Origin of the sequence: Pacificoceanicola onchidii (genome assembly GCF_004804335.1) — a bacterium.
Taxonomy (GTDB): domain Bacteria; phylum Pseudomonadota; class Alphaproteobacteria; order Rhodobacterales; family Rhodobacteraceae; genus Pacificoceanicola; species Pacificoceanicola onchidii.
The window spans coordinates 127,191-146,847 of sequence record NZ_SRXY01000004.1 but is presented as its reverse complement, the minus strand read 5'-3'; the positions used below and the strand labels follow the sequence as shown (position 1 = coordinate 146,847).

The window sequence follows — 19,657 nt, the reverse complement described above, 5'->3', positions numbered from 1 at the left end:
ACGATGTGGCGTTTCATTCCGCCGTCAGAAGCGGTGGCTTCTTGGAGCCGAGTCGGGGGTTTTCCGGCCCTTCCAGTTTCAGCACCAGCTCGCCATCCTTGACGGAGACCTTGACGATCCCGCCTTTTGCCAGCTTGCCAAAGAGGAGTTCCTCGGCGAGCGGCTTCTTGATGTGCTCCTGGATCACGCGGGCAAGGGGGCGCGCGCCCATCTTGTCGTCATAACCCTTGTCCGCCAGCCATTCCGCCGCCGGTTTGGTCAGTTCGATGGTCACGTTGCGATCCATAAGCTGCGCCTCAAGCTGAAGCACGAACTTCTCGACCACCTGCAGGATCGTGTCCTTCGGCAACGGCGCAAAGCTGATCACCGCGTCGAGACGGTTGCGGAATTCGGGCGTGAAGGTGCGTTCGATCGCCGCCGTGTCTTCGCCTTCGCGGCGGTCGCGGCCAAAGCCGATCGCGGCCTTCGCCTGCTCCGCGGCCCCGGCGTTCGAGGTCATGATCAGGATCACGTTGCGGAAATCCACGGTCCGGCCGTTGTGGTCGGTCAGCGAGCCATGGTCCATGACCTGCAGCAGGATGTTGTAGACATCCGGGTGCGCCTTTTCGATCTCGTCGAGCAGCAGCACGCAGTGCGGATGCTGATCCACGCCATCGGTCAGCTGACCACCCTGATCAAAGCCGACATAGCCCGGAGGCGCGCCGATCAGGCGGGAGACCGCGTGTTTCTCCATGTACTCCGACATGTCGAAGCGCAGCAGTTCCACGCCGAGTGTCGACGCCAGTTGCTTGGCCACCTCGGTTTTGCCGACGCCGGTCGGACCCGCGAACAGGTAGTTGCCAATCGGCTTCTCCGGTTCGCGCAGACCGGCCCGCGCCAGTTTGATCGCAGAGGACAGCGCCTCGATCGCGTTGTCCTGACCAAACACCACGCGCTTGAGGGTCTTTTCCAGATCCTTGAGCACCTCGGCGTCGTCCTTGGACACGTTTTTCGGCGGAATGCGGGCGATCTTGGCCACGACATTCTCGATTTCCTTGACGCCGATGGTCTTGCGCCGCTTGCTTTCGGCGATCAGATGCTGGGCCGCGCCCGCCTCATCGATCACGTCAATTGCCTTGTCGGGCAGCTTGCGGTCATTGATGTAGCGCGCGGACAGCTCCACCGCCGTCTTGATCGCATCGGCCGTGTATTTCACGCTGTGGTGATCCTCGAAATACGGCTTCAGCCCTTTGAGGATCTTCACGGTATCTTCGACAGAGGGTTCATTCACGTCGATCTTTTGGAACCGGCGGCTGAGCGCGCGGTCCTTTTCGAAGTGCTGGCGGAACTCCTTGTACGTCGTGGAGCCCATGCAGCGCAGCTTGCCTCCCTGAAGCGCGGGCTTCAGCAGGTTGGAGGCGTCCATCGCCCCGCCGGAAGTGGCTCCGGCACCAATCACCGTGTGAATCTCGTCGATGAACAACACCGCGTCATCGTGATCTTCCAACTCGGTCACAACTGCCTTCAGGCGCTCTTCGAAGTCCCCGCGATAGCGCGTTCCGGCCAGCAGGGCACCCATATCAAGGCTGTAGATCGTGGTATCGGACAGCACCGCCGGGGTTTCGCCCGCGACGATCTTGCGCGCCAGACCTTCGGCAATTGCCGTTTTGCCCACGCCGGGATCGCCCACCAGAAGCGGGTTGTTCTTGCGGCGGCGGCAGAGCACCTGGATGCAGCGTTCAACCTCGTGATCGCGGCCGATCAGCGGGTCAATATCGCCTTCGCGCGACTTGGCGTTGAGATCGACGCAATACTTGGCCAGCGCGGATTCCTTCTCCGCAGAGGGCGCATCGGCCTCGGGTGCCTGTGCTTCTTCTTCTTCGGGGGAGCCTTGCACCGGGCGGCTTTCGCCGTAGGCCGGGTTCTTGGCCACGCCATGGGCAATGAAGTTGACGGCGTCGTAGCGGGTCATGTCCTGTTCCTGCAGGAAATACGCCGCGTTCGACTCGCGTTCGGCAAAGATCGCGACCAGCACGTTGGCCCCGGTCACCTCAGTCCGGCCAGAGGACTGTACGTGGATCGCCGCCCGCTGAATAACCCGCTGAAACGCCGCCGTGGGCACCGCTTCGGAGCCTTCGATGTCGGTCACGAGGTTGGACAGGTCTTCGTCGATGAACTCGACCAGCGTGGTGCGCAGCTCTTCGGTATCGACAGAGCAGGCCTTCATCACGCGGACAGCGTCAGGCTCGTCGATCAGGGCCAGCAAAAGATGCTCGAGCGTGGCAAATTCGTGGCTCCGGGAATTGGCCAGGGCCAGGGCCGAGTGAATTGCCTGCTCAAGAGTGTTCGAGAATGAAGGCACGCCTGTGCTCCTTCTGACTATGCGCCGATCCGAAGACCAGCATCGCCTCATTACCTTAAAGTTTGGTCTATAACGCCAAAGCTTCAAGTGTTTTCTGTCTCTGGACCGGTCACATTTTGTGCAATGGCTGAAATGCGTGCCGTTTCAGAAGCGATCCTTGCGGGCGCGGATTTCCGTGAAAACCGCAACATCAGACGCGTCTTCCATCCCGAGCGCCTGTTTTACGCCGGGGATATGCGCCCGAAGGAAGGGGTTTGTGGCCAGTTCCAGCGACAGCGGAACCTGGGCGGTGGGGAGCCCGTCCAAACGGGCTCGTTCAATATCTTCTATACGGGATTTAAGCTCCGGATTGTCCGGTTCAATGGTCAGCGCGAATTTCGCGTTGCTCATCGTGTATTCATGCCCGGAATACACCATGGTCTCAGGCGGCAGCGCGGCCAGCGCCTGCAGGCTTTCGAACATCATCTCAGGCGTGCCTTCGAACAGCCGCCCGCAGCCCATCGCCATCAGGCTGTCGGCGGTGAAGATCGCCCCTGCTTCGGGATAGTAATACGCCACATGCCCCAGCGTGTGCCCCGGTACAGGGATCACCCGGCACAGCCCGTCGCCCGTACCACCCTCGAATCCGTTCTCAAGCGCCATGTCGACGGGCGGCAGCTTGTCCTCCTCCGCCTTTGGCCCCATGACCATGCAGCCGTATTTCTCCTTGATGCCGGGGATGCCATCCACGTGATCCCAGTGGTGATGGGTCAGCATGATCACGCCGGGCGTCCAGCCGCGCGCCTCCAGAGCCTCGATGATCGGCCCCGCTTCCGGTGCGTCAATGATCGCCACACCATCGGGCCCCTTGACCAGGTAGGCGTAATTGTCCTGAAGGCAGGGCACCGTCACGATCTCCAAAGGCATGGCATTTCCTTTCGCGCTTTGTCAGACTAGGGAGCAGTCAAACCCATCGGGAGCCGGGGTGCAATGCATCTGGACGTGCAGACACTGCGGGACTTCTATTATCGCAACGCGCTTGGCCGCGCGGCGCAGAACGTGATCCGCCGGCAGACCCGTGCGTTCTGGCCCGAAGACACGCTCAAGGGGCAGACCGTTGCGGGCTTCGGCTTTGCGGTGCCGCTGATGCGACCCTATCTTGCGCAATCCCGCCGCGTTCTGGGGCTGATGCCCGCGCCGCAGGGGGTCATGCCATGGCCTGCGGGAATGCCGAATGTCTCGGTGCTCTGTGAAGACACCGCCTGGCCGATCGAGACCGGCCACATCGACAGGCTCATCCTGATGCACGGTCTCGAAACCTCCGAGAATCCCTCGGAGCTGCTTGATGAATGTTACCGCGTGCTTGGGCCGGGCGGGCAGGCCCTGTTCATCCTGCCGAACCGATCCGGTCTCTGGGCGCGCTCCGACGCCACGCCGTTCGGCTACGGGCGCCCCTATTCGCGCAGCCAGCTGGAAGCGCAGCTCAAGAAGCATGATTTCATACCGGAAAGCCATGTCAGCGTGCTCTACCAGCCCCCCTCAACCCGGCGTTTCTGGATGAAGACCGCGCCGATGTGGGAACGGGCAGGGCGGGCCATTCCGGCGATCATGGCCGGGGGGGTCATGATGGTTGTCGCCTCCAAACGTTATCCGCCTCGGCGGCGCGGCATAGGCGAAGCGGCGCGGGTTCTGAACCCGCTTGAGGTGCTCGCGCCGTCCGGAGGCAAGGTCGCAAAACCGGTCTGACACCGCATGGGCAGGCGGGATCAGCATGGGGCCATTGGCCGGTCAAAACCGGTCCTTCACCCACCCGCCATCGGCGGGTCAGCGGCCCCTTGGGAAAGGGGGTTCAAACGCCGTTCCGCCTACCCAAACATACTGAGTTTTCGCCACGCTCCGATCGGAACGCGTCCATACGGCAGTTCTCCAATAAACCGCGAATTTACACCCGAAACGCACGATTCTGTGATGGTTTTCAGCGTGCTACGGGCGGTTTCGCTGCGAATTTGGCGAGATTCGCCAAAGGCGGCCTTTGGAATGCAAAAGTACACAATGAAGGGCCCGATTTCGGGGTGTTTGACGGCCAGAGCCGCTCCGCAAAGGGGCTGTTAGCGTCCCAAAACCCTAGTTTTTTGTGTTCTTTTTCCTGCACACATGGTCGCACTTGCGGCAAGTGCATGAAAACAAAAGGATTTAGGGTTGCCTTAATCCTGCGTTAGCATGTTGCGACAACGGATAGGCTCTGCTACATCCGCCGCGATAATTACGCCTTGGAATATTTCAAGGTGCGACCGAGCCCTCGGCCGCCCGGGACACCGGCGCGACACGGGGGCCTTATATCGGAAGGGTGGACGTGTCTGAATCAGCCTCAGTTTCCTCCGGCATCGCGGAACGCTATGCCACTGCCGTCTTCGGGCTTGTGAAGGAAGGCAATGGCCTTTCCACACTGGAGACCAATCTTGACGATCTGTCAGCCACGCTTGAAAGCAGTGCGGAACTCCGCGACCTGCTGACCTCGCCGGTTTATTCCCGCGACGAGCAAGGCGCAGCCATCACCGCCATCGCGGCGAAGATGGGCCTGATGACGGAACTGAAGAACGCGCTGGGCCTGATGGCTCAAAAGCGCCGTCTCTTCGTTGTTCCGGCCATGGCAGCCCGTCTGCGTGAGATGATCGCCGCAGAAAAAGGCGAAGTCACCGCAGAGGTGGTCTCGGCCCAGGCGCTCACCGCCGCTCAGTCCAAAAAGCTGGCCGAGACGCTCAAGGCGCAGGTTGGCAGCGATGTCAAAATCAATTCGACCGTCGATGAAAGCCTCATCGGCGGTCTTGTCGTCAAAGTGGGTTCGCGCATGATCGACACGTCGATCAAAGCCAAGCTCGCATCCCTCCAGAATGCAATGAAAGAGGTCGGATAAATGGGTATCCAAGCAGCAGAGATTTCTGCGATCCTGAAGGACCAGATCAAGAACTTCGGCGAGGATGCCGAAGTTGCCGAGATCGGTCGCGTGCTGTCCGTTGGTGACGGTATTGCCCGCGTGCACGGCCTCGACGCCGTTCAGGCCGGTGAAATGGTCGAGTTCCCCGGCGGTATCATGGGCATGGCCCTGAACCTCGAAACCGACAACGTCGGTGTGGTTATCTTCGGCTCCGACCGTGACATCAAAGAAGGCGACACCGTCAAGCGCACGAACTCCATCGTGGACGTTCCCGCCGGTAAAGGCCTGCTGGGCCGCGTTGTAGACGGCCTCGGCAACCCGCTCGACGGCAAAGGCCCGATCGAGTTCGAAGAGCGTCGCATCGCCGACGTGAAAGCACCGGGCATCATCCCGCGTAAGTCGGTTCACGAGCCGATGGCAACCGGCCTCAAGGCCGTTGACGCGATGATCCCGATTGGCCGTGGCCAGCGTGAGCTGATCATTGGTGACCGTCAGACCGGTAAAACCGCCGTTGCTCTCGACGCGATCCTGAACCAGAAGTCCTACAACGAAGCCGCAGGTGACGACGAGAGCAAGAAGCTCTACTGCGTCTACGTGGCCGTTGGCCAGAAGCGCTCCACCGTTGCACAGCTGGTGAAGAAGCTCGAAGAAACCGGTGCGATCGAATACTCGATCGTCGTGGCCGCAACCGCGTCCGACCCGGCTCCGATGCAGTTCCTCGCGCCCTACGCCGCAACCGCGATGGCCGAGTACTTCCGCGACAACGGCAAGCACGCGCTCATCATCTATGATGATCTGTCCAAGCAGGCCGTGTCCTACCGTCAGATGTCCCTGCTGCTGCGCCGCCCGCCGGGCCGTGAAGCCTACCCGGGTGACGTTTTCTACCTCCACTCGCGCCTGCTCGAGCGTTCCGCGAAGCTGAACGAAGACAACGGCGCTGGCTCGCTGACGGCTCTGCCGATCATCGAAACCCAGGGTGGTGACGTGTCCGCGTTTATTCCGACAAACGTGATCTCCATCACCGACGGTCAGATCTTCCTCGAAACCGAACTGTTCTACCAGGGCATCCGTCCTGCTGTGAACACCGGTCTGTCGGTTTCGCGTGTGGGCTCCTCCGCTCAGACCAAAGCCATGTCCTCCGTGGCTGGCCCGGTTAAGCTGTCGCTCGCCCAGTACCGTGAAATGGCTGCCTTCGCGCAGTTCGGCTCCGACCTCGACGCCGCAACCCAGCAGCTGCTGAACCGTGGTGCGCGTCTGACCGAGCTGATGAAGCAGGCCCAGTACTCGCCGCTGACCAACGCCGAGATCGTCTGCGTGATCTACGCCGGCACCAACGGCTTCCTCGACAAGGTTGACGTCTCCGACGTGGGCCGCTTCGAATCCGGTCTTCTCGCTCACCTGCGCGGCAAAAACGCCGACCTGCTGAACGACATCGAGACCAACGATCAGAAGGTGAAGGGCGAGCTGGAAGACAAGATCAAGGCCGCCATCAGCGACTTCGCCAGCGACTTCGCATAAGGAGACGCGGCGATGCCAAGTCTTAAGGACCTCAAAAACAGGATCGAGTCGGTCAAATCGACCCGCAAGATCACCAAGGCCATGCAGATGGTCGCGGCAGCAAAACTGCGCCGCGCCCAGGATGCGGCCGAAGCGGCCCGCCCCTACGCGGATCGTTTCAACGGTGTGATGGCGTCGTTGGCTGCCTCGGTCGGCACAAGCGACAGCGCGCCCCGGCTTCTCGCCGGGACGGGCAAAGACGACGTGCAACTGCTCGTCGTGATGACATCCGAGCGTGGCCTTTGCGGTGGTTTCAACACCAACATCGTGAAGCTGGCCAAAGCAAAGATCGAAGAGCTCAAAGCCGCTGGCAAGACCGTGAAGATCCTCACGGTCGGCAAGAAAGGCCGCGAACAGCTCAAGCGTGACTACGAAGATCTCTTCGTCAGCCACGTCGATCTGAGCGAGGTCAAGCGCATCGGATACGGCAACGCACAAGATGTTGCTCGCGACCTTCTGGCGCGGTTCGACAATGGCGAATTTGACGTGGCGACGATCTTCTATTCGGAGTTCCAGTCAGTCATCAGCCAGATCCCGACCGCCCTGCAGGTCATCCCCGCCGCCTATGAAAAGGCAGACGGGGAAGAGGACGGCGCATCGACGCTCTATGATTATGAGCCCGATGAAGAAGCCATCCTTGCGGACCTCCTGCCGCGTGGTGTGGCTACACAGATCTTCTCAGCTCTGCTCGAGAACGGGGCTTCCGAACAGGGCGCCCGGATGTCGGCCATGGACAACGCAACGCGCAACGCTGGCGAGATGATCGACAAGCTGACCATCGAGTACAACCGTTCGCGCCAGGCCGTCATCACGAACGAACTGATCGAAATTATCTCGGGCGCCGAGGCGCTCTAAGAACCCGGAGTAGAAACCAATGGCAAACGCACAAGGCAAAATCACCCAGGTGATTGGCGCCGTGGTCGACGTTCAGTTCGACGACCACCTGCCGGAAATCCTGAACGCGCTGAACACCACCAACGACGGCAAGACCCTCGTTCTGGAAGTGGCTCAGCACCTCGGCGAAAACACTGTCCGCACCATCGCGATGGACGCGACCGAAGGTCTCGTTCGCGGTCAGGAAGTCAGCGACACCGGCGGCCCGATCTCGGTGCCCGTGGGCAACGCAACGCTCGGCCGTATCCTCAACGTCATCGGTGAGCCGGTTGACGAAGGTGAGCCGCTGAACGCAACCGAATACCGCGCGATCCACCAGCCGGCCCCGACCTTCGACGAACAGGCAACTGAATCCGAAGTGCTGGAAACCGGCATCAAGGTGATCGACCTGCTCGCCCCCTACTCCAAGGGTGGTAAGATTGGTCTGTTCGGCGGCGCCGGCGTGGGCAAAACCGTTCTCATCATGGAACTGATCAACAACATCGCAAAAGTGCACTCGGGTTACTCCGTGTTCGCCGGTGTTGGCGAGCGGACCCGTGAAGGCAACGACCTTTACCACGAAATGATCGAATCCTCGGTTATCAAGCCCGACAACCTCGAAGAGTCCCAGGTGGCTCTGGTTTACGGCCAGATGAACGAGCCTCCGGGTGCGCGTGCCCGTGTTGCTCTGACCGGTCTGACCCTCGCCGAGCAGTTCCGTGACCAGTCCGGTACCGACGTTCTGTTCTTCGTGGACAACATCTTCCGCTTCACGCAGGCAGGCTCCGAGGTGTCCGCACTTCTTGGCCGTATCCCCTCCGCTGTGGGCTACCAGCCGACGCTGGCCACCGACATGGGTGCCATGCAGGAACGCATCACCTCGACCAAGAATGGCTCCATTACCTCCATTCAGGCCGTGTACGTTCCCGCGGACGACCTTACCGACCCGGCGCCTGCCACAACATTCGCCCACTTGGACGCGACCACGGTTCTCAACCGTGCGATCTCCGAGCTCGGCATCTACCCGGCCGTGGACCCGCTGGACTCCAGCTCGCGTCTCATGGACCCGCAGATCGTTGGCGAAGAGCACTACCAGGTTGCCCGTGACGTGCAGGGTATCCTCCAGCGCTACAAGTCGCTGCAGGACATCATCGCGATCCTCGGCATGGACGAACTGTCCGAAGAAGACAAGCTGACCGTTGCGCGTGCGCGTAAGATCCAGCGCTTCCTCTCGCAGCCGTTCGACGTGGCAAAGGTCTTCACCGGCTCCGACGGTGTGCAGGTTCCGCTCGCGGACACCATCTCGTCCTTCAAGGCCGTGGTGGCTGGCGAGTACGACCACCTTCCCGAAGGCGCCTTCTACATGGTTGGCGGCATCGACGAAGTGCTGGCCAAAGCCGAGAAGATGGCAGCCGACGCCGCCTAAACCCTGCCGCCCCGGTGCAACTTGTGTCGGGGCAGGCTCCTGAAAGGAGACAAACATGGCAGAGACAATGCAATTTGATCTGGTCAGCCCGGAACGCAGCTTGCTCTCCACGCAGGTGAAATCCGTGCAGATCCCGGGTGCGGATGGCGACATGACCGCCATGCCGAGCCACGCGCCGACGATCACCACCCTGCGCCCCGGCATCCTGTCCGTCGAGACAGAAACCGGGACCGAAGAGTTCGTGGTCACCGGTGGCTTTGCCGAGATCGGTGAAGGCCTTTCCGTTCTGGCGGAAAAAGCCCTGCCGCGCGGCGATGTGGATCAGGCAACCTACGAGGCTCTGGTTGACGAGGCGCACAACGCCTACAAGCAGACCAAGGAAGCCTTCACCAACGAGCCGGGCCCCGTCGATGACGCGGCCAAGCTGCTTCAGGACATGGTCGCCGTGGGCACCCACATCGGCCTCGACCCGAAGAGCCCCTCGCTCTGAAGCCTCGCTTCACCACAGATTGAGAAAGGCCCTGCACGCGCGGGGCCTTTTTCGTTTTGGGCGGGTCGTGTGAACTGGCATTTATTCTCCGGCCCCCAGCGCGGAATCAAGGCCGCAGGCCGCCGCGCCATCGACGGGCCGTCCCCACGGCACGGCGATTGGATTGTCGTATCAAGCCACACATGACGAGCGCGCCAGTGACTTGGATAAATCGAGGGGATCAGAGGGAGGATCGCCGCACCACGGCCCGTCAATGGCGCGGCTTGTTCTCTAGTCGTGAGGTCCCGGATCAAGTCCGGGACGGGACCGCACTATGTCCCCTTCAAACCCGAACCAAACACCCATCCTTAACCGGACACGCTTTACCCGTTCAAAAACCGGTAGAAATCGGCAAAACTGCCCGGACAGGACGAGGGACATTATGAAAAAATACGTAGGATCGCTGATTGGCGTGGATCAGGGCAACGACGAGGTGTTCTCCGACTTCGCCTCTGGCGGGGACATGTGGACAGGCCACGGCTCGCGCGAACGCCGCAAACGCATCAAATTCTCCGAACCCTTCCGCTCTGTTCCGTCCGTTCAGGTCTCCCTGTCTCTCTGGGACATGGACCAGGGGGCAAACGTCCGCGCCGACATCGCCGCCGAGAACGTGACCGAAACCCATTTCGATCTGGTCTTCCGCACATGGTCCGACACCCGCGTCGCCCGCGTCCGCATGAGCTGGACCGCCATCGGCGAGGTCACCTCCGAAGATGATTGGGAGCTCTATTGAGCGACAATCACCCCATCCCGGCGGCTGTCGCCCCTGCCTTCGAGGCCTTCCCTGAGCCCGCGCGCGGCGCTCTGCTGGCCATCCGCAGCCGCATCTTCACCCTCGCCGCAGAAGATCCCCGCATCGGCCCCGTGACCGAAAGCCTGAAATGGGGCCAGCCCAGCTATGCGTCCAAAGTCGGAACACCCCTGCGCCTCGGCCTGCCCAAATCCGGCGGCTGCGCGATCTTCTGTCATTGCCAGTCCCGCGTGATCCCCGATCACCGCGCGCTCTTTGGCGCAGACCACCGCTACGACGGCAACCGCGCCCTCCTGTTCAAGCCACAGGCCCCGCCCGCACCGCACGCCTTGGACGCGCTCATCCGCAGCGCTCTAACCTACCGGCTCTAAACGAAAACGGCTGCCCGATCAGATGATCGAACAGCCGCAAAATCGTTGCCAAGGAAGGTCTTACAAAATGCCTTCGTAGATCGGCCCAAGCGTTTCCGTCTCGAACAGCGACGAGACGCTTGTCCCGTTCCAGATGTTCAGGATCGACTGCGCAAACATCGGCGCTGTCGGCAAAATACGAATGTTCGGCGCGCCCGCAACGTGATCAGTCGGCTGGATCGAATCCGTCAGAACCAGCGATTTCATCACCGAGTTCGACACCCGCTCCACCGCCGGACCAGACATCACACCGTGCGAGATATAGGCGTGCACCTCGGTGGCGCCGTGCTCCATCAGCACCTCCGCCGCCTTGCAAAGCGTGCCCGCCGTGTCGCACATGTCGTCGACGATGAAGCACTTTTTGCCCTTCACGTCCCCGATCACCGTCATTTCGGCCACTTCGCCGGGCTTCTCGCGGCGCTTGTCCACGATCGACAGCGGTGCATTGATCCGCTTGGCCAGCTCGCGCGCCCGCGCCACACCGCCCACGTCTGGCGAGACAACCATGATGTCGTCCATATTGCCCTTGAACTGCTTCAGGATATCCAGCGCAAAAATCGGCGAGGCATAGAGGTTGTCCACCGGAATATCAAAGAACCCCTGAATCTGCGCAGCGTGCAGGTCCAGCGTCAGGATCCGCTCGATCCCGGCCTCAACCATCATGTTGGCCACCAGCTTGGCGGTGATCGGCGTGCGCGCCTTGGTGCGGCGATCCTGTCGGGCATAGCCAAAATACGGGATCACGGCGGTGATACGCGAGGCCGAGGAGCGGCGCAGCGCGTCCGCCATGATCAGCAGCTCCATCAGGTTGTCATTCGCCGGGTTCGAGGTCGGCTGAATGATGAACATGTCCTCGCCGCGGACGTTCTCATAAACCTCGACAAAGATCTCTGCATCGTTGAAGCGCTCCACACGCGCCTCAACCAATCCAACGCTCATCCCACGGTAGAGCGACATGCGCCTTGCAATCGCCTCTCCAAGCGGTTTGTTGGCGTTCCCCGAGATCAGTTTCGGTTCAATAACGGTGGGCATGGGCGCGGCTCCGGCAGAGTGGGATTCGATGAGTTGCGATCCGGTTAGCATGACCCTAAGCTCCGGGCCAGCGTTACAGGACAAAGGCGACCACATGGCTCACATCGATTACTTTTTTGCGACATTGTCGCCTTTCGCCTATCTGGCTGGCACCCGTCTCGAGGAAATTGCCGCCAAACATGGCGCGACGATCACCTACAAGCCGCTCGACATCATCGCGCTCTTTTCCCGCACAGGTGGTACGCCGCCGGGGCAGCGCCACCCCAGCCGTCAGGCCTATCGCGCGCAGGAACTGCCGCGATCGGCCAAAAAAGCCGGGATTCCGCTCAATCTCAAACCGGCGCATTGGCCGACGAACATGGCTCCCAGCAGCTATGCGATCATTGCGGCGCAGAACGCCGGTGGCGGCGATCTGGGCAAGCTCTGCCATGGGTTGATGCGCTGCGTCTGGGCCGAAGAGAAAGACATCGCACAGGAAGACGTGATCCGCGCCTGTCTCGAAGAGGCCGGGTTTGATCCGTCTCTGGCGGACAGCGGCCTGCTTGAAGGGGCCGAAACCTACGCCCGCAATCTGGAAGAAGCGGTGGACAAGGGCGTCTTTGGCGCGCCGTTCTACGTGGTCGACAGCGGGCAGGTGTTCTGGGGGCAAGATCGTCTCGACGATCTCGATGCCCATCTGTCCGGCGATCTGTAGTGACCGAAACCACCGCTGACCGCATCGCGGTTCGGACCTTCGGGACCGGCAGCCAGCCGGTTCTGGCCCTGCACTGCGGGCTTGGCAGCGGTGCCATGTGGAAAGGCGTTTCGGCTTTTGCGCCGAGCGTCGCCATCACCGCGCCGGATCTGCCCGGCCATGGGCGCAGCGCGCCGTTCGAAGACGGGCGCGATGTGCATGATCAGGCGACAGAGGCCATGCGCCCGCTGTTTGCGGCGGGCGTGCATCTGGTCGGCCACAGCTTCGGCGCGACGGTTGCGCTGCGGCTGGCCCTTGAAACCCCGGCTCTTGTCTCGAAACTGACCCTGATCGAGCCGGTGTTCTTCGCCGCTGCACAGGGGCGCGCCGGGTTCGAGGAACAGCGCAAACGCGAAGAGGCGGTGTTCTCGGTTTTCGAGACCGGCGATCACCTCGCCGCCGCGCGCGCGTTCAACCGGGTTTGGGGGGGTGGGATCCGCTGGGAGCGGTTCTCCGAGGCCGCGCGGCAAGCCATGGCCAACGGCATGCCCTTTGTCGCCGCAACCAAAGCGAGCCTCTGGCAGGATTGTCACGGGCTTTTGAACGCGGGCGGTCTGGAGTCCCTGACCATGCCGGTGCAGTTCCTGCGCGGCGCGCAAACGGTTCCGATCATTGCCGAAATCCATGCCGGGCTGATGGCGCGCCTGCCCCATACGCACGAAACGGTGGTGCCGGAAGCGGGCCATATGCTGGTTTCAACCCATCCCGAAGCCGTGGCGTCGGTGCTCCGGGGCTAACGCCCTCTGCGTTCAGGATTTCTTGCCGATTTTCGGCTCTGTCCCCGCCTTCAGCCGTTTCAGGTTCTCCCGGTGCCGCCAGTAGATCAGGAAGGTCAGGATCGTCCCGGTGATCAGCAGGTCAACGCGCGCCATGAAGAACATCCACACGGTGGTGGACATGGCCGCCGTCAGCGCCCCAACCGAAGAAATCCGCGACACCAGCGCACCAAAGAGCCATGTGGCGCAGCACAGCAGGCCCACGGGCCAGCTCAGGGCCAGCACGGTGCCGAGATAGGTCGCCACGCCCTTGCCGCCCTTGAACCGGAGCCAGACCGGATAGCAATGCCCGATGAAAGCCGCGAGACCCGCCCATTGTGCCACGCCTTCGGGGCCAAAAGCCTGCGCAAAGAAAACCGCGATGGCGCCCTTGGCCCCGTCAAGGATCAGCGTCGCCGCTGCCGCGCCCTTGTTGCCGGTGCGCAGAACGTTTGTCGCGCCGATATTGCCGGAGCCGATCTTGCGCAGGTCGCCAAGGCCAAGGACCGCGCTGATGACGATCCCGAAGGGGATCGACCCGAGCAGGTAACCCATCGCGATCCAGAGAAGCAAAGCGCTGTCCATCCTGTGTCCTCCTCAGGCGTTCACGTCAAACACGCGTTTTCCAGCAACCCAGGTGCCGAGCACCTTGCCCTGAAGCCGCGCGCCGTCAAAGGGGGTGTTTTTCGATTTCGAGCGGAGTTTGAACCGGTCGAGCACCAGCGGCTTGTCGGAATCGAACAGCACCAGATCGGCCGGAGCGCCTTCCGCGATGCGGCCCGCTGGCAGGCCAAGCCGTTTTGCCGGGTTCAGTGACAGCGCGCGGAACAGTGTCGGCAGTTCCAGCTCACCGGAATGATAGAGCCGCAGCAGCACCGGCAGCATGGTCTCCAGCCCCACCGCGCCGGAAGCGGCCTCTTCATAAGGCAGACGTTTACTTTCTTCGTCCTGCGGGGTGTGGAAGCTGCTGATCACGTCAATGAGGCCGGTGCGAATGGCGTCAATCACCGCGTGGCGATCGTCCTCGGAACGCAGCGGCGGCTTGACCTTGAAGAAGGTCCGGTAGTCGGCCACGTCCAGTTCGTTGAGCGTCAGATGGTGCATCGACGTGCCCGCGGTGACGTCAAAGCCGTTCTTCTTGGCGCGCTCCAGGGCGGGCAGGGCGCGGGCGGTGGTGATCTGGTCGGCGTGGTATTTGACGCCGGTCATTTCGATCAGCGCAATGTCCCGATCCAGCCCCATGCGTTCGGCCATGGGCGAGACGCCGGGCAACCCGCGTAGGGTGGCGAATTTGCCGGAAGTCACGGCAGAGCCCTTCGACAATCCCGGCTCCTGCGGGTGCCCCATGACCAGCGCCCCGAGGCTGCGGGCGTAGCTCATGGCGCGGGTGAGCACCTTGGTGTCGGTCACAACACGGTCGCAATCGGTGAAACCCACCGCCCCGGCATCCATCAGGAAGCCGAACTCGGTCATTTCCTTGCCCTCGCGCCCCTTCGTCAGAGCGGCCATCGGCAGCACGTTCACCGGCGCGGTTTCCAGCGCGCGGCGGCGGATGAATTCGAGCGTTTCGGGAGTGTCAATCGCGGGCAGTGTGTCGGGGCGGGTGACGATTGTCGTCACACCCCCGGCGGCGGCGGCGAGGCCCGCCGTCTTGAAGCTCTCCTTGTGGCGCTCCCCCGGCTCGCCAACCTTGACGCCAATGTCGATGATGCCCGGCGCAAGCAAAGCCCCGCCACAGTCGACCGAGTTCACAGCTGTGAACTTTTCTTCTGTAATATCAGTACTTTGGGTTAATACTTTGGCAATCTTCCCATGCTCGAGAACAAGCGCCCCTTCGGTAATACTATCCGCTTCGGGGTCAATCAGGCGGGCGTTTTCGAGAAGTGTACGTGTCATGGTCAGCCGTCCGGGGTCGTGTTGGCCATACTCCTACGGCAAAACGGGGGGAGGGGGTAGAGGGGTGTTGGTTTCCGGCCGCTGCGTTTGAATGCTTGGGAAACGCGATTGTTCGTCATTGGGGATGGCCATGGCGTCAATGGAGCCCAAAGTGTCCCGGACTTGATCCGGGACCTTATGGCCAGCGCGCAAGCCGTGCCATTGACGGGCCGTGGTGCGGCGATCTTACCTCGGTTCCCCTCGATTTATCCCAGCCACTGGTGCGCTCGACCCATGTGGCTCTATACACCAACCCAATCGCCGTGCCGCGGGGACGGCCCGTCGATGGCGCGGCGGCCTGCGGCCTTGATTCCGCGCTTGGGTACGAGGAACGAAAGTCCCTCATGGCCAAGTTCGCCATCGGGATACGACCTGTCAGCGAGCGCTGTATCCCGCACAGCAAACCTTCTGGAATAGCCCAATCAAGCGCTTTTGTAGTAGAGGCAGGCGTAGTGGTTTCAGCGCTTGATCCGCGCCACAACGCCTTCCGGGTCGCCCTGAAACTTGATCAGGTGTTTGTCGCCGGATTTTGTGATCAGTTGCACCGCCGAGCCGATCTTTTTCACATTTGCCAAGTCGGACAGGCGCACGATCCGTCCGCCGGGCCCGTTCAGCGTGGTCTCATCCATGGTCCAGGCCTCGCCCAAGGCTTCGTCCATCAGGTACCAGCCGCGGATGGCAACGGCGGCGAGGCCGCCGATGGCTCCGGTCCAGACATGGGGGTTGCCTGCGATCCACAGGATCAGCATCCCGCCCGCCATGGCGACGGCGGCGAGGGTCAGGTGGGATTGGATGTATGTTTGCCGGTCCGGGCGAAATTCGGTCATAGCAGGAAAAACGCGAGCAGCAGGAGGAAGAGCACGGCCACGGCGGCAAGGATCAGCTTGAGCATGTTGGTGCTGCCCGGCGGGTCATTGGCGTCCGCCCCGGTGAGGGTACCTTGGGCCGATTTGCTGCGCAGCTTGGCCCCGCGCGCCTTGCCGGTTTCCTCGTGAAAGGTGCCGATCCAGCGCAGGGGCGAGGCGATGGTCAGGGTCTGCGAGGTGTTCTCGAAGGCTTGAGAGGGCAGGACAATGACGTGGCCCTTCAGGCTGTCGATCTGCGGTTTGGCGGCTTTGAAATCCACGCCGGAGGCGTTGTGCGCCTCGGCCAGATATTTCGACAGCGGCATCTCGCCCAGATCGCGGATGTCCACCACATCGACAAAGGCCGGGCGCAGTTTGGTGGCGCCAAGCCCGTATTTCAGCGGCCACTCGCCGGTGCCCGCCATGGTGGTGAAGCGCTCAACGGCCTCGGGCGGCAGATCAAGGTGGAAGAGGCGAAAGGTGCCGGTCTCCGAGCCGTTGATGTTCATGGTGGTCATGCCATGACTTCCTTGGGATGCGCGCGCAGGTTGCGGGCGAGCAGGTCCATAGCGGCCATGCGCACGGCCACACCCATCTCGACCTGATCCTGAATGACGGAGCGGTTGATGTCGTCCGCGATGGTGCCGTCGATTTCCACGCCGCGGTTCATGGGGCCGGGGTGCATGACGATGGCGTCGTCCTTGGCATGGGCGAGCTTTTCCGCATCCAGCCCGTAGCGGTGGTAATACTCGCGCTCCGACGGGATGAAACCGCCGTCCATGCGTTCGCGCTGGAGACGGAGCATCATGACCACGTCGACGTCTTTGAGGCCCTCTTCCATGTTGTCATAGACCTCGACGCCGAAATGTTCGACGCCGGAGGGCATGAGAGTCGGCGGGCCGACAAGGCGGATGCGGTTTTCCATCTTGTGCAAGAGCAGGATGTTGGAGCGGGCGACGCGGCTGTGGGCGATGTCGCCGCAGATGGCGATGTTAAGCCGGTGCAAGCGGCCCTTGGCACGGCGAATGGTGAGCGCGTCCAGAAGCGCCTGGGTCGGGTGTTCGTGCCTGCCGTCGCCTGCGTTGAGCACGGCGCAGTTCACCTTTTGCGCCAGAAGGTCCACCGCGCCGGAATGCGGGTGACGGACCACGAGCAAATCGGGGTGCATGGCGTTCAGCGTCATGGCGGTGTCGATCAGGGTTTCGCCCTTTTTGATCGAGGAGGCCTGCATCGCCATGTTCATCACATCCGCGCCAAGCCGCTTGCCTGCAAGCTCAAAGCTGGCCTGCGTGCGGGTGGAGTTCTCGAAGAACATGTTGACCTGCGTCAGCCCCGCGAGCGCGTTGGCGTGTTTCTCGCGGCGGCGTCCAAGCGCGACGTATTGGTCGGCGAGGTCGAGAATGGTGGTGATTTCATCGGGGCGCAGGGGCTCGATGCCCAGAAGGTGGCGGTGATCGAAACGCATGGGGCCCTCTTGTCGTGCTGTCCCCTAATAGAAAGCGGGGGGGATTTCGGCAAGGGTTTCACGCGGGCAATGCACGAGAGCGGATTTTCTTTGCTCATGAGCGGGACTAGGGTAGCGCGTATGGATTCGGGAATGGATTGGCATACGGCCCGGGCTTTGCTCGAATGGCAGGTGGAACTGGGCGTGGTCGAGGCGATCGCGGACGCGCCGGTGGACCGCTTTGCCGTGGAAGAGGCCGCGAAGGAGCAGGCCAAGGCGCGCAAGGCCCAAGGGGTGGCCAAACGCGGGCCGGTTCCCGTGGTTCCCGAAGCGAAGGTGGACCCGGTTGCGGAGGCTGTTTCGGCGGCCAAAGGCGCGGCTTCGCTGGAGGCTTTGCAGGCCGCTTTGGGTGCGTTTGAGCATTGCGAGTTGAAGCGCGGGGCGCGCAACCTCGTATTCAGCGACGGCGTGCCGGACGCACGGGTGATGATCGTCGGCGAAGCGCCGGGGCGGGATGAGGACCGGATCGGCAAGCCGTTTGTGGGCCGTGCCGGGCAATTGCTGGACAGGATGTTGGCCGCCATCGGGCTGAGCCGCGAGGAGAGCGTCTATATCACCAACGTGATGCCGTGGCGCCCGCCGCAGAACCGCGATCCGAGGCCGGAAGAGATTGCCATGTTGCAGCCGTTCCTGCGCAAGCACATCGCTCTGGTTAGACCGGATGTGCTTGTGATCATGGGAAATATCAGCTGTCAGGCGCTTTTGGGCAAACGCGGGATCACCCGTCTGCGCGGGAACTGGTCGGAGGCCGAAGGTATTCCGGCCATGCCGATGCTGCACCCGGCGTATCTGCTGCGCACGCCGTCGGCGAAGCGCGAGACATGGGCGGATTTGCTGGCCGTGAAGGCACGGCTGGAAGGCAAATGAGATGATCATCGACCCGCTTGTCCTTCTGGCCTTTGTCCCCGCATCGCTGGCGCTGAACATCACGCCGGGCGCGGATATGCTGTTTTGCATGGCGCAGGGATTGCGCGGCGGGCCGCGCGCGGGCTGGGCTGGCTCGGCGGGGATCAGCGCTGGCGGCATGGTGCATGCGCTCTTGGCCGGGCTGGGCCTGAGCGCCTTTCTGGCGGCTGTGCCGGGGGCTTTTGACGCCATTCGGTGGCTCGGGGTTGGCTATCTGCTGTACCTCGCAATCCGGACGTTGCGCACCCCGTTTGGCGGCGGCAACCTGCAGGCGGTCAGCCCCAAACGCGCCATGCGCGAAGGGTTCTTTGTCAGCATGACCAACCCGAAGGTGATCCTGTTCATTCTCGCTTTTGTGCCACAGTTCGTGGACCCGGCGCGCGCGGTTCTGCCGCAGTTCCTGATCTTTGGCGCGGTCATCAGCCTTGGCGGGTTTTTCATAAACGGGACGGTGGGGCAGTTCGCGGGGCGGCTGACGCATCACCTGAAACAAGGCGGCACGGTCGAGCGCGTGATGCGCTGGATCACCGCAACGGTGTTTGGCGGGCTGGCCCTTCGGCTCGCAATCTGAGGAGAACGGCATGAGCCGGATTGATGAGAGCAAAGAGTTCATTCCTGTCAGGATCGCGGTGCTGACGGTCAGCGACACGCGTGGGCTGGACGAGGATCGCAGCGGTGATACGCTGGTGTCGCGGCTGACGGAGGCCGGGCATGTGCTGGCCGATCGCAAGATCCTCCGCGACGAGCGGGCCGAAATCGCGGATCAACTGCGCGCCTGGATCGCGAACCCGGACGTGGACGTGGTGATTTCGACCGGCGGAACCGGCCTGACGGGGCGCGATGTGACGGTCGAGGCGCACCGCGATGTCTATGAAAAAGAGATCGACGCCTTTGGCACGGTCTTCACCATGGTCAGTTTCCAAAAGATCGGAACCAGCGCCGTGCAAAGCCGGGCCACGGGCGGCGTGGCCGGTGGCACCTATCTCTTTGCGCTGCCCGGCAGCACCGGGGCGTGCAAGGATGCATGGGATGAAATTCTGCGCTGGCAATTCGATTTCCGCCACCGCCCCTGCAATTTCGTCGAGATTTTTCCCAGACTCGACGAACATTTGCGACGGAAGTGATCTGGAAGCGCGTATAAAGACG

At 62.2% G+C, this 19,657-nt stretch carries 21 protein-coding genes; 13 read left to right on the top strand and 8 right to left on the bottom strand.

What is annotated here, in order from left to right:
- Positions 1-13: 13 nt before the first annotated feature.
- The gene (gene clpA, locus E4662_RS12085) at positions 14-2,341 is read right to left on the bottom strand and encodes an ATP-dependent Clp protease ATP-binding subunit ClpA (RefSeq protein ID WP_136441833.1); all 2,328 of its coding nucleotides are present in this window, start codon (positions 2,339-2,341) and stop codon (positions 14-16) included.
- Positions 2,342-2,485: 144 nt separating this feature from the next.
- Entirely contained in the window at positions 2,486-3,247 is a 762-nt protein-coding gene (gene gloB / locus E4662_RS12080; protein ID WP_136441832.1) for a hydroxyacylglutathione hydrolase, read from the bottom strand.
- 63 nt (positions 3,248-3,310) lie between these two features.
- Here gloB and E4662_RS12075 point away from each other — a divergent pair, with 63 nt between their 5' ends.
- The 8 genes from E4662_RS12075 (at position 3,311) to E4662_RS12040 (ending at position 10,762) form a co-directional block, all read left to right on the top strand.
- Positions 3,311-4,066 (top strand): class I SAM-dependent methyltransferase, encoded by a 756-nt coding sequence (locus E4662_RS12075; RefSeq protein WP_136441831.1) that lies wholly within the window; start codon positions 3,311-3,313, stop codon positions 4,064-4,066.
- 601 nt (positions 4,067-4,667) lie between these two features.
- Complete coding sequence (locus E4662_RS12070) at positions 4,668-5,234, top strand: F0F1 ATP synthase subunit delta (RefSeq protein WP_136441830.1); 567 nt, start codon at positions 4,668-4,670, stop codon at positions 5,232-5,234.
- Positions 5,235-6,773: a F0F1 ATP synthase subunit alpha gene (gene atpA / locus E4662_RS12065; protein ID WP_136441829.1), complete on the top strand. Its 1,539-nt coding sequence runs from the start codon at positions 5,235-5,237 to the stop codon at positions 6,771-6,773. It begins immediately after the preceding gene.
- Between the two features lie 12 nt (positions 6,774-6,785).
- Positions 6,786-7,667, top strand: coding sequence for a F0F1 ATP synthase subunit gamma (locus E4662_RS12060; RefSeq protein ID WP_136441828.1), 882 nt, complete (start codon positions 6,786-6,788; stop codon positions 7,665-7,667).
- A 19-nt stretch (positions 7,668-7,686) separates the two neighbouring features.
- The gene (gene atpD / locus E4662_RS12055) at positions 7,687-9,111 is read left to right on the top strand and encodes a F0F1 ATP synthase subunit beta (RefSeq protein WP_136441827.1); all 1,425 of its coding nucleotides are present in this window, start codon (positions 7,687-7,689) and stop codon (positions 9,109-9,111) included.
- Positions 9,112-9,166: 55 nt separating this feature from the next.
- Positions 9,167-9,601: a F0F1 ATP synthase subunit epsilon gene (locus tag E4662_RS12050; protein WP_136441826.1), complete on the top strand. Its 435-nt coding sequence runs from the start codon at positions 9,167-9,169 to the stop codon at positions 9,599-9,601.
- Positions 9,602-10,022: 421 nt separating this feature from the next.
- A complete protein-coding gene (locus E4662_RS12045) occupies positions 10,023-10,373 on the top strand; it encodes an H-type lectin domain-containing protein (RefSeq protein WP_136441825.1) in 351 nt (116 codons plus the stop codon).
- A complete protein-coding gene (locus tag E4662_RS12040) occupies positions 10,370-10,762 on the top strand; it encodes a DUF1801 domain-containing protein (RefSeq protein WP_240705178.1) in 393 nt (130 codons plus the stop codon). The genes E4662_RS12045 and E4662_RS12040 overlap by 4 nt, the downstream gene beginning before the upstream one ends.
- 60 nt (positions 10,763-10,822) lie before the next feature.
- Here E4662_RS12040 and E4662_RS12035 read toward each other — a convergent pair whose 3' ends face one another.
- Complete coding sequence (locus E4662_RS12035; protein WP_136441824.1) at positions 10,823-11,833, bottom strand: ribose-phosphate pyrophosphokinase; 1,011 nt, start codon at positions 11,831-11,833, stop codon at positions 10,823-10,825.
- 94 nt (positions 11,834-11,927) lie between these two features.
- Here E4662_RS12035 and E4662_RS12030 point away from each other — a divergent pair, with 94 nt between their 5' ends.
- Positions 11,928-12,527: a 2-hydroxychromene-2-carboxylate isomerase gene (locus E4662_RS12030; protein WP_136441823.1), complete on the top strand. Its 600-nt coding sequence runs from the start codon at positions 11,928-11,930 to the stop codon at positions 12,525-12,527.
- Entirely contained in the window at positions 12,527-13,303 is a 777-nt protein-coding gene (locus tag E4662_RS12025; protein ID WP_136441822.1) for an alpha/beta fold hydrolase, read from the top strand. The genes E4662_RS12030 and E4662_RS12025 overlap by 1 nt, the downstream gene beginning before the upstream one ends.
- A 12-nt stretch (positions 13,304-13,315) precedes the next feature.
- Here E4662_RS12025 and plsY read toward each other — a convergent pair whose 3' ends face one another.
- From plsY to E4662_RS12000, 5 genes are all read right to left on the bottom strand, one after another.
- Positions 13,316-13,906, bottom strand: a complete 591-nt coding sequence (gene plsY / locus E4662_RS12020) for a glycerol-3-phosphate 1-O-acyltransferase PlsY (protein WP_136441821.1) — start codon at positions 13,904-13,906, stop codon at positions 13,316-13,318.
- A gap of 12 nt (positions 13,907-13,918) precedes the next feature.
- Positions 13,919-15,217 (bottom strand): dihydroorotase, encoded by a 1,299-nt coding sequence (gene pyrC, locus E4662_RS12015; protein WP_136441820.1) that lies wholly within the window; start codon positions 15,215-15,217, stop codon positions 13,919-13,921.
- 497 nt (positions 15,218-15,714) lie between these two features.
- Positions 15,715-16,083, bottom strand: coding sequence for a hypothetical protein (locus E4662_RS12010; protein WP_136441819.1), 369 nt, complete (start codon positions 16,081-16,083; stop codon positions 15,715-15,717).
- Entirely contained in the window at positions 16,080-16,619 is a 540-nt protein-coding gene (locus E4662_RS12005) for an aspartate carbamoyltransferase catalytic subunit (protein ID WP_136441818.1), read from the bottom strand. The genes E4662_RS12010 and E4662_RS12005 overlap by 4 nt, the downstream gene beginning before the upstream one ends.
- Entirely contained in the window at positions 16,616-17,566 is a 951-nt protein-coding gene (locus E4662_RS12000) for an aspartate carbamoyltransferase catalytic subunit (protein ID WP_136441817.1), read from the bottom strand. The genes E4662_RS12005 and E4662_RS12000 overlap by 4 nt, the downstream gene beginning before the upstream one ends.
- Before the next feature lie 120 nt (positions 17,567-17,686).
- On the opposite strand from E4662_RS12000, the gene E4662_RS11995 reads away from it, so the two are divergent.
- The 3 genes from E4662_RS11995 to moaB are packed head-to-tail and all read left to right on the top strand — an operon-like array spanning position 17,687 to position 19,635.
- Entirely contained in the window at positions 17,687-18,472 is a 786-nt protein-coding gene (locus tag E4662_RS11995) for a uracil-DNA glycosylase (protein WP_136441816.1), read from the top strand.
- 1 nt (position 18,473) lies between these two features.
- Positions 18,474-19,082, top strand: coding sequence for a LysE family translocator (locus E4662_RS11990; protein WP_136441815.1), 609 nt, complete (start codon positions 18,474-18,476; stop codon positions 19,080-19,082).
- 10 nt (positions 19,083-19,092) lie between these two features.
- Positions 19,093-19,635: a molybdenum cofactor biosynthesis protein B gene (gene moaB, locus E4662_RS11985; protein WP_136441814.1), complete on the top strand. Its 543-nt coding sequence runs from the start codon at positions 19,093-19,095 to the stop codon at positions 19,633-19,635.
- Positions 19,636-19,657 lie beyond the last annotated feature (22 nt).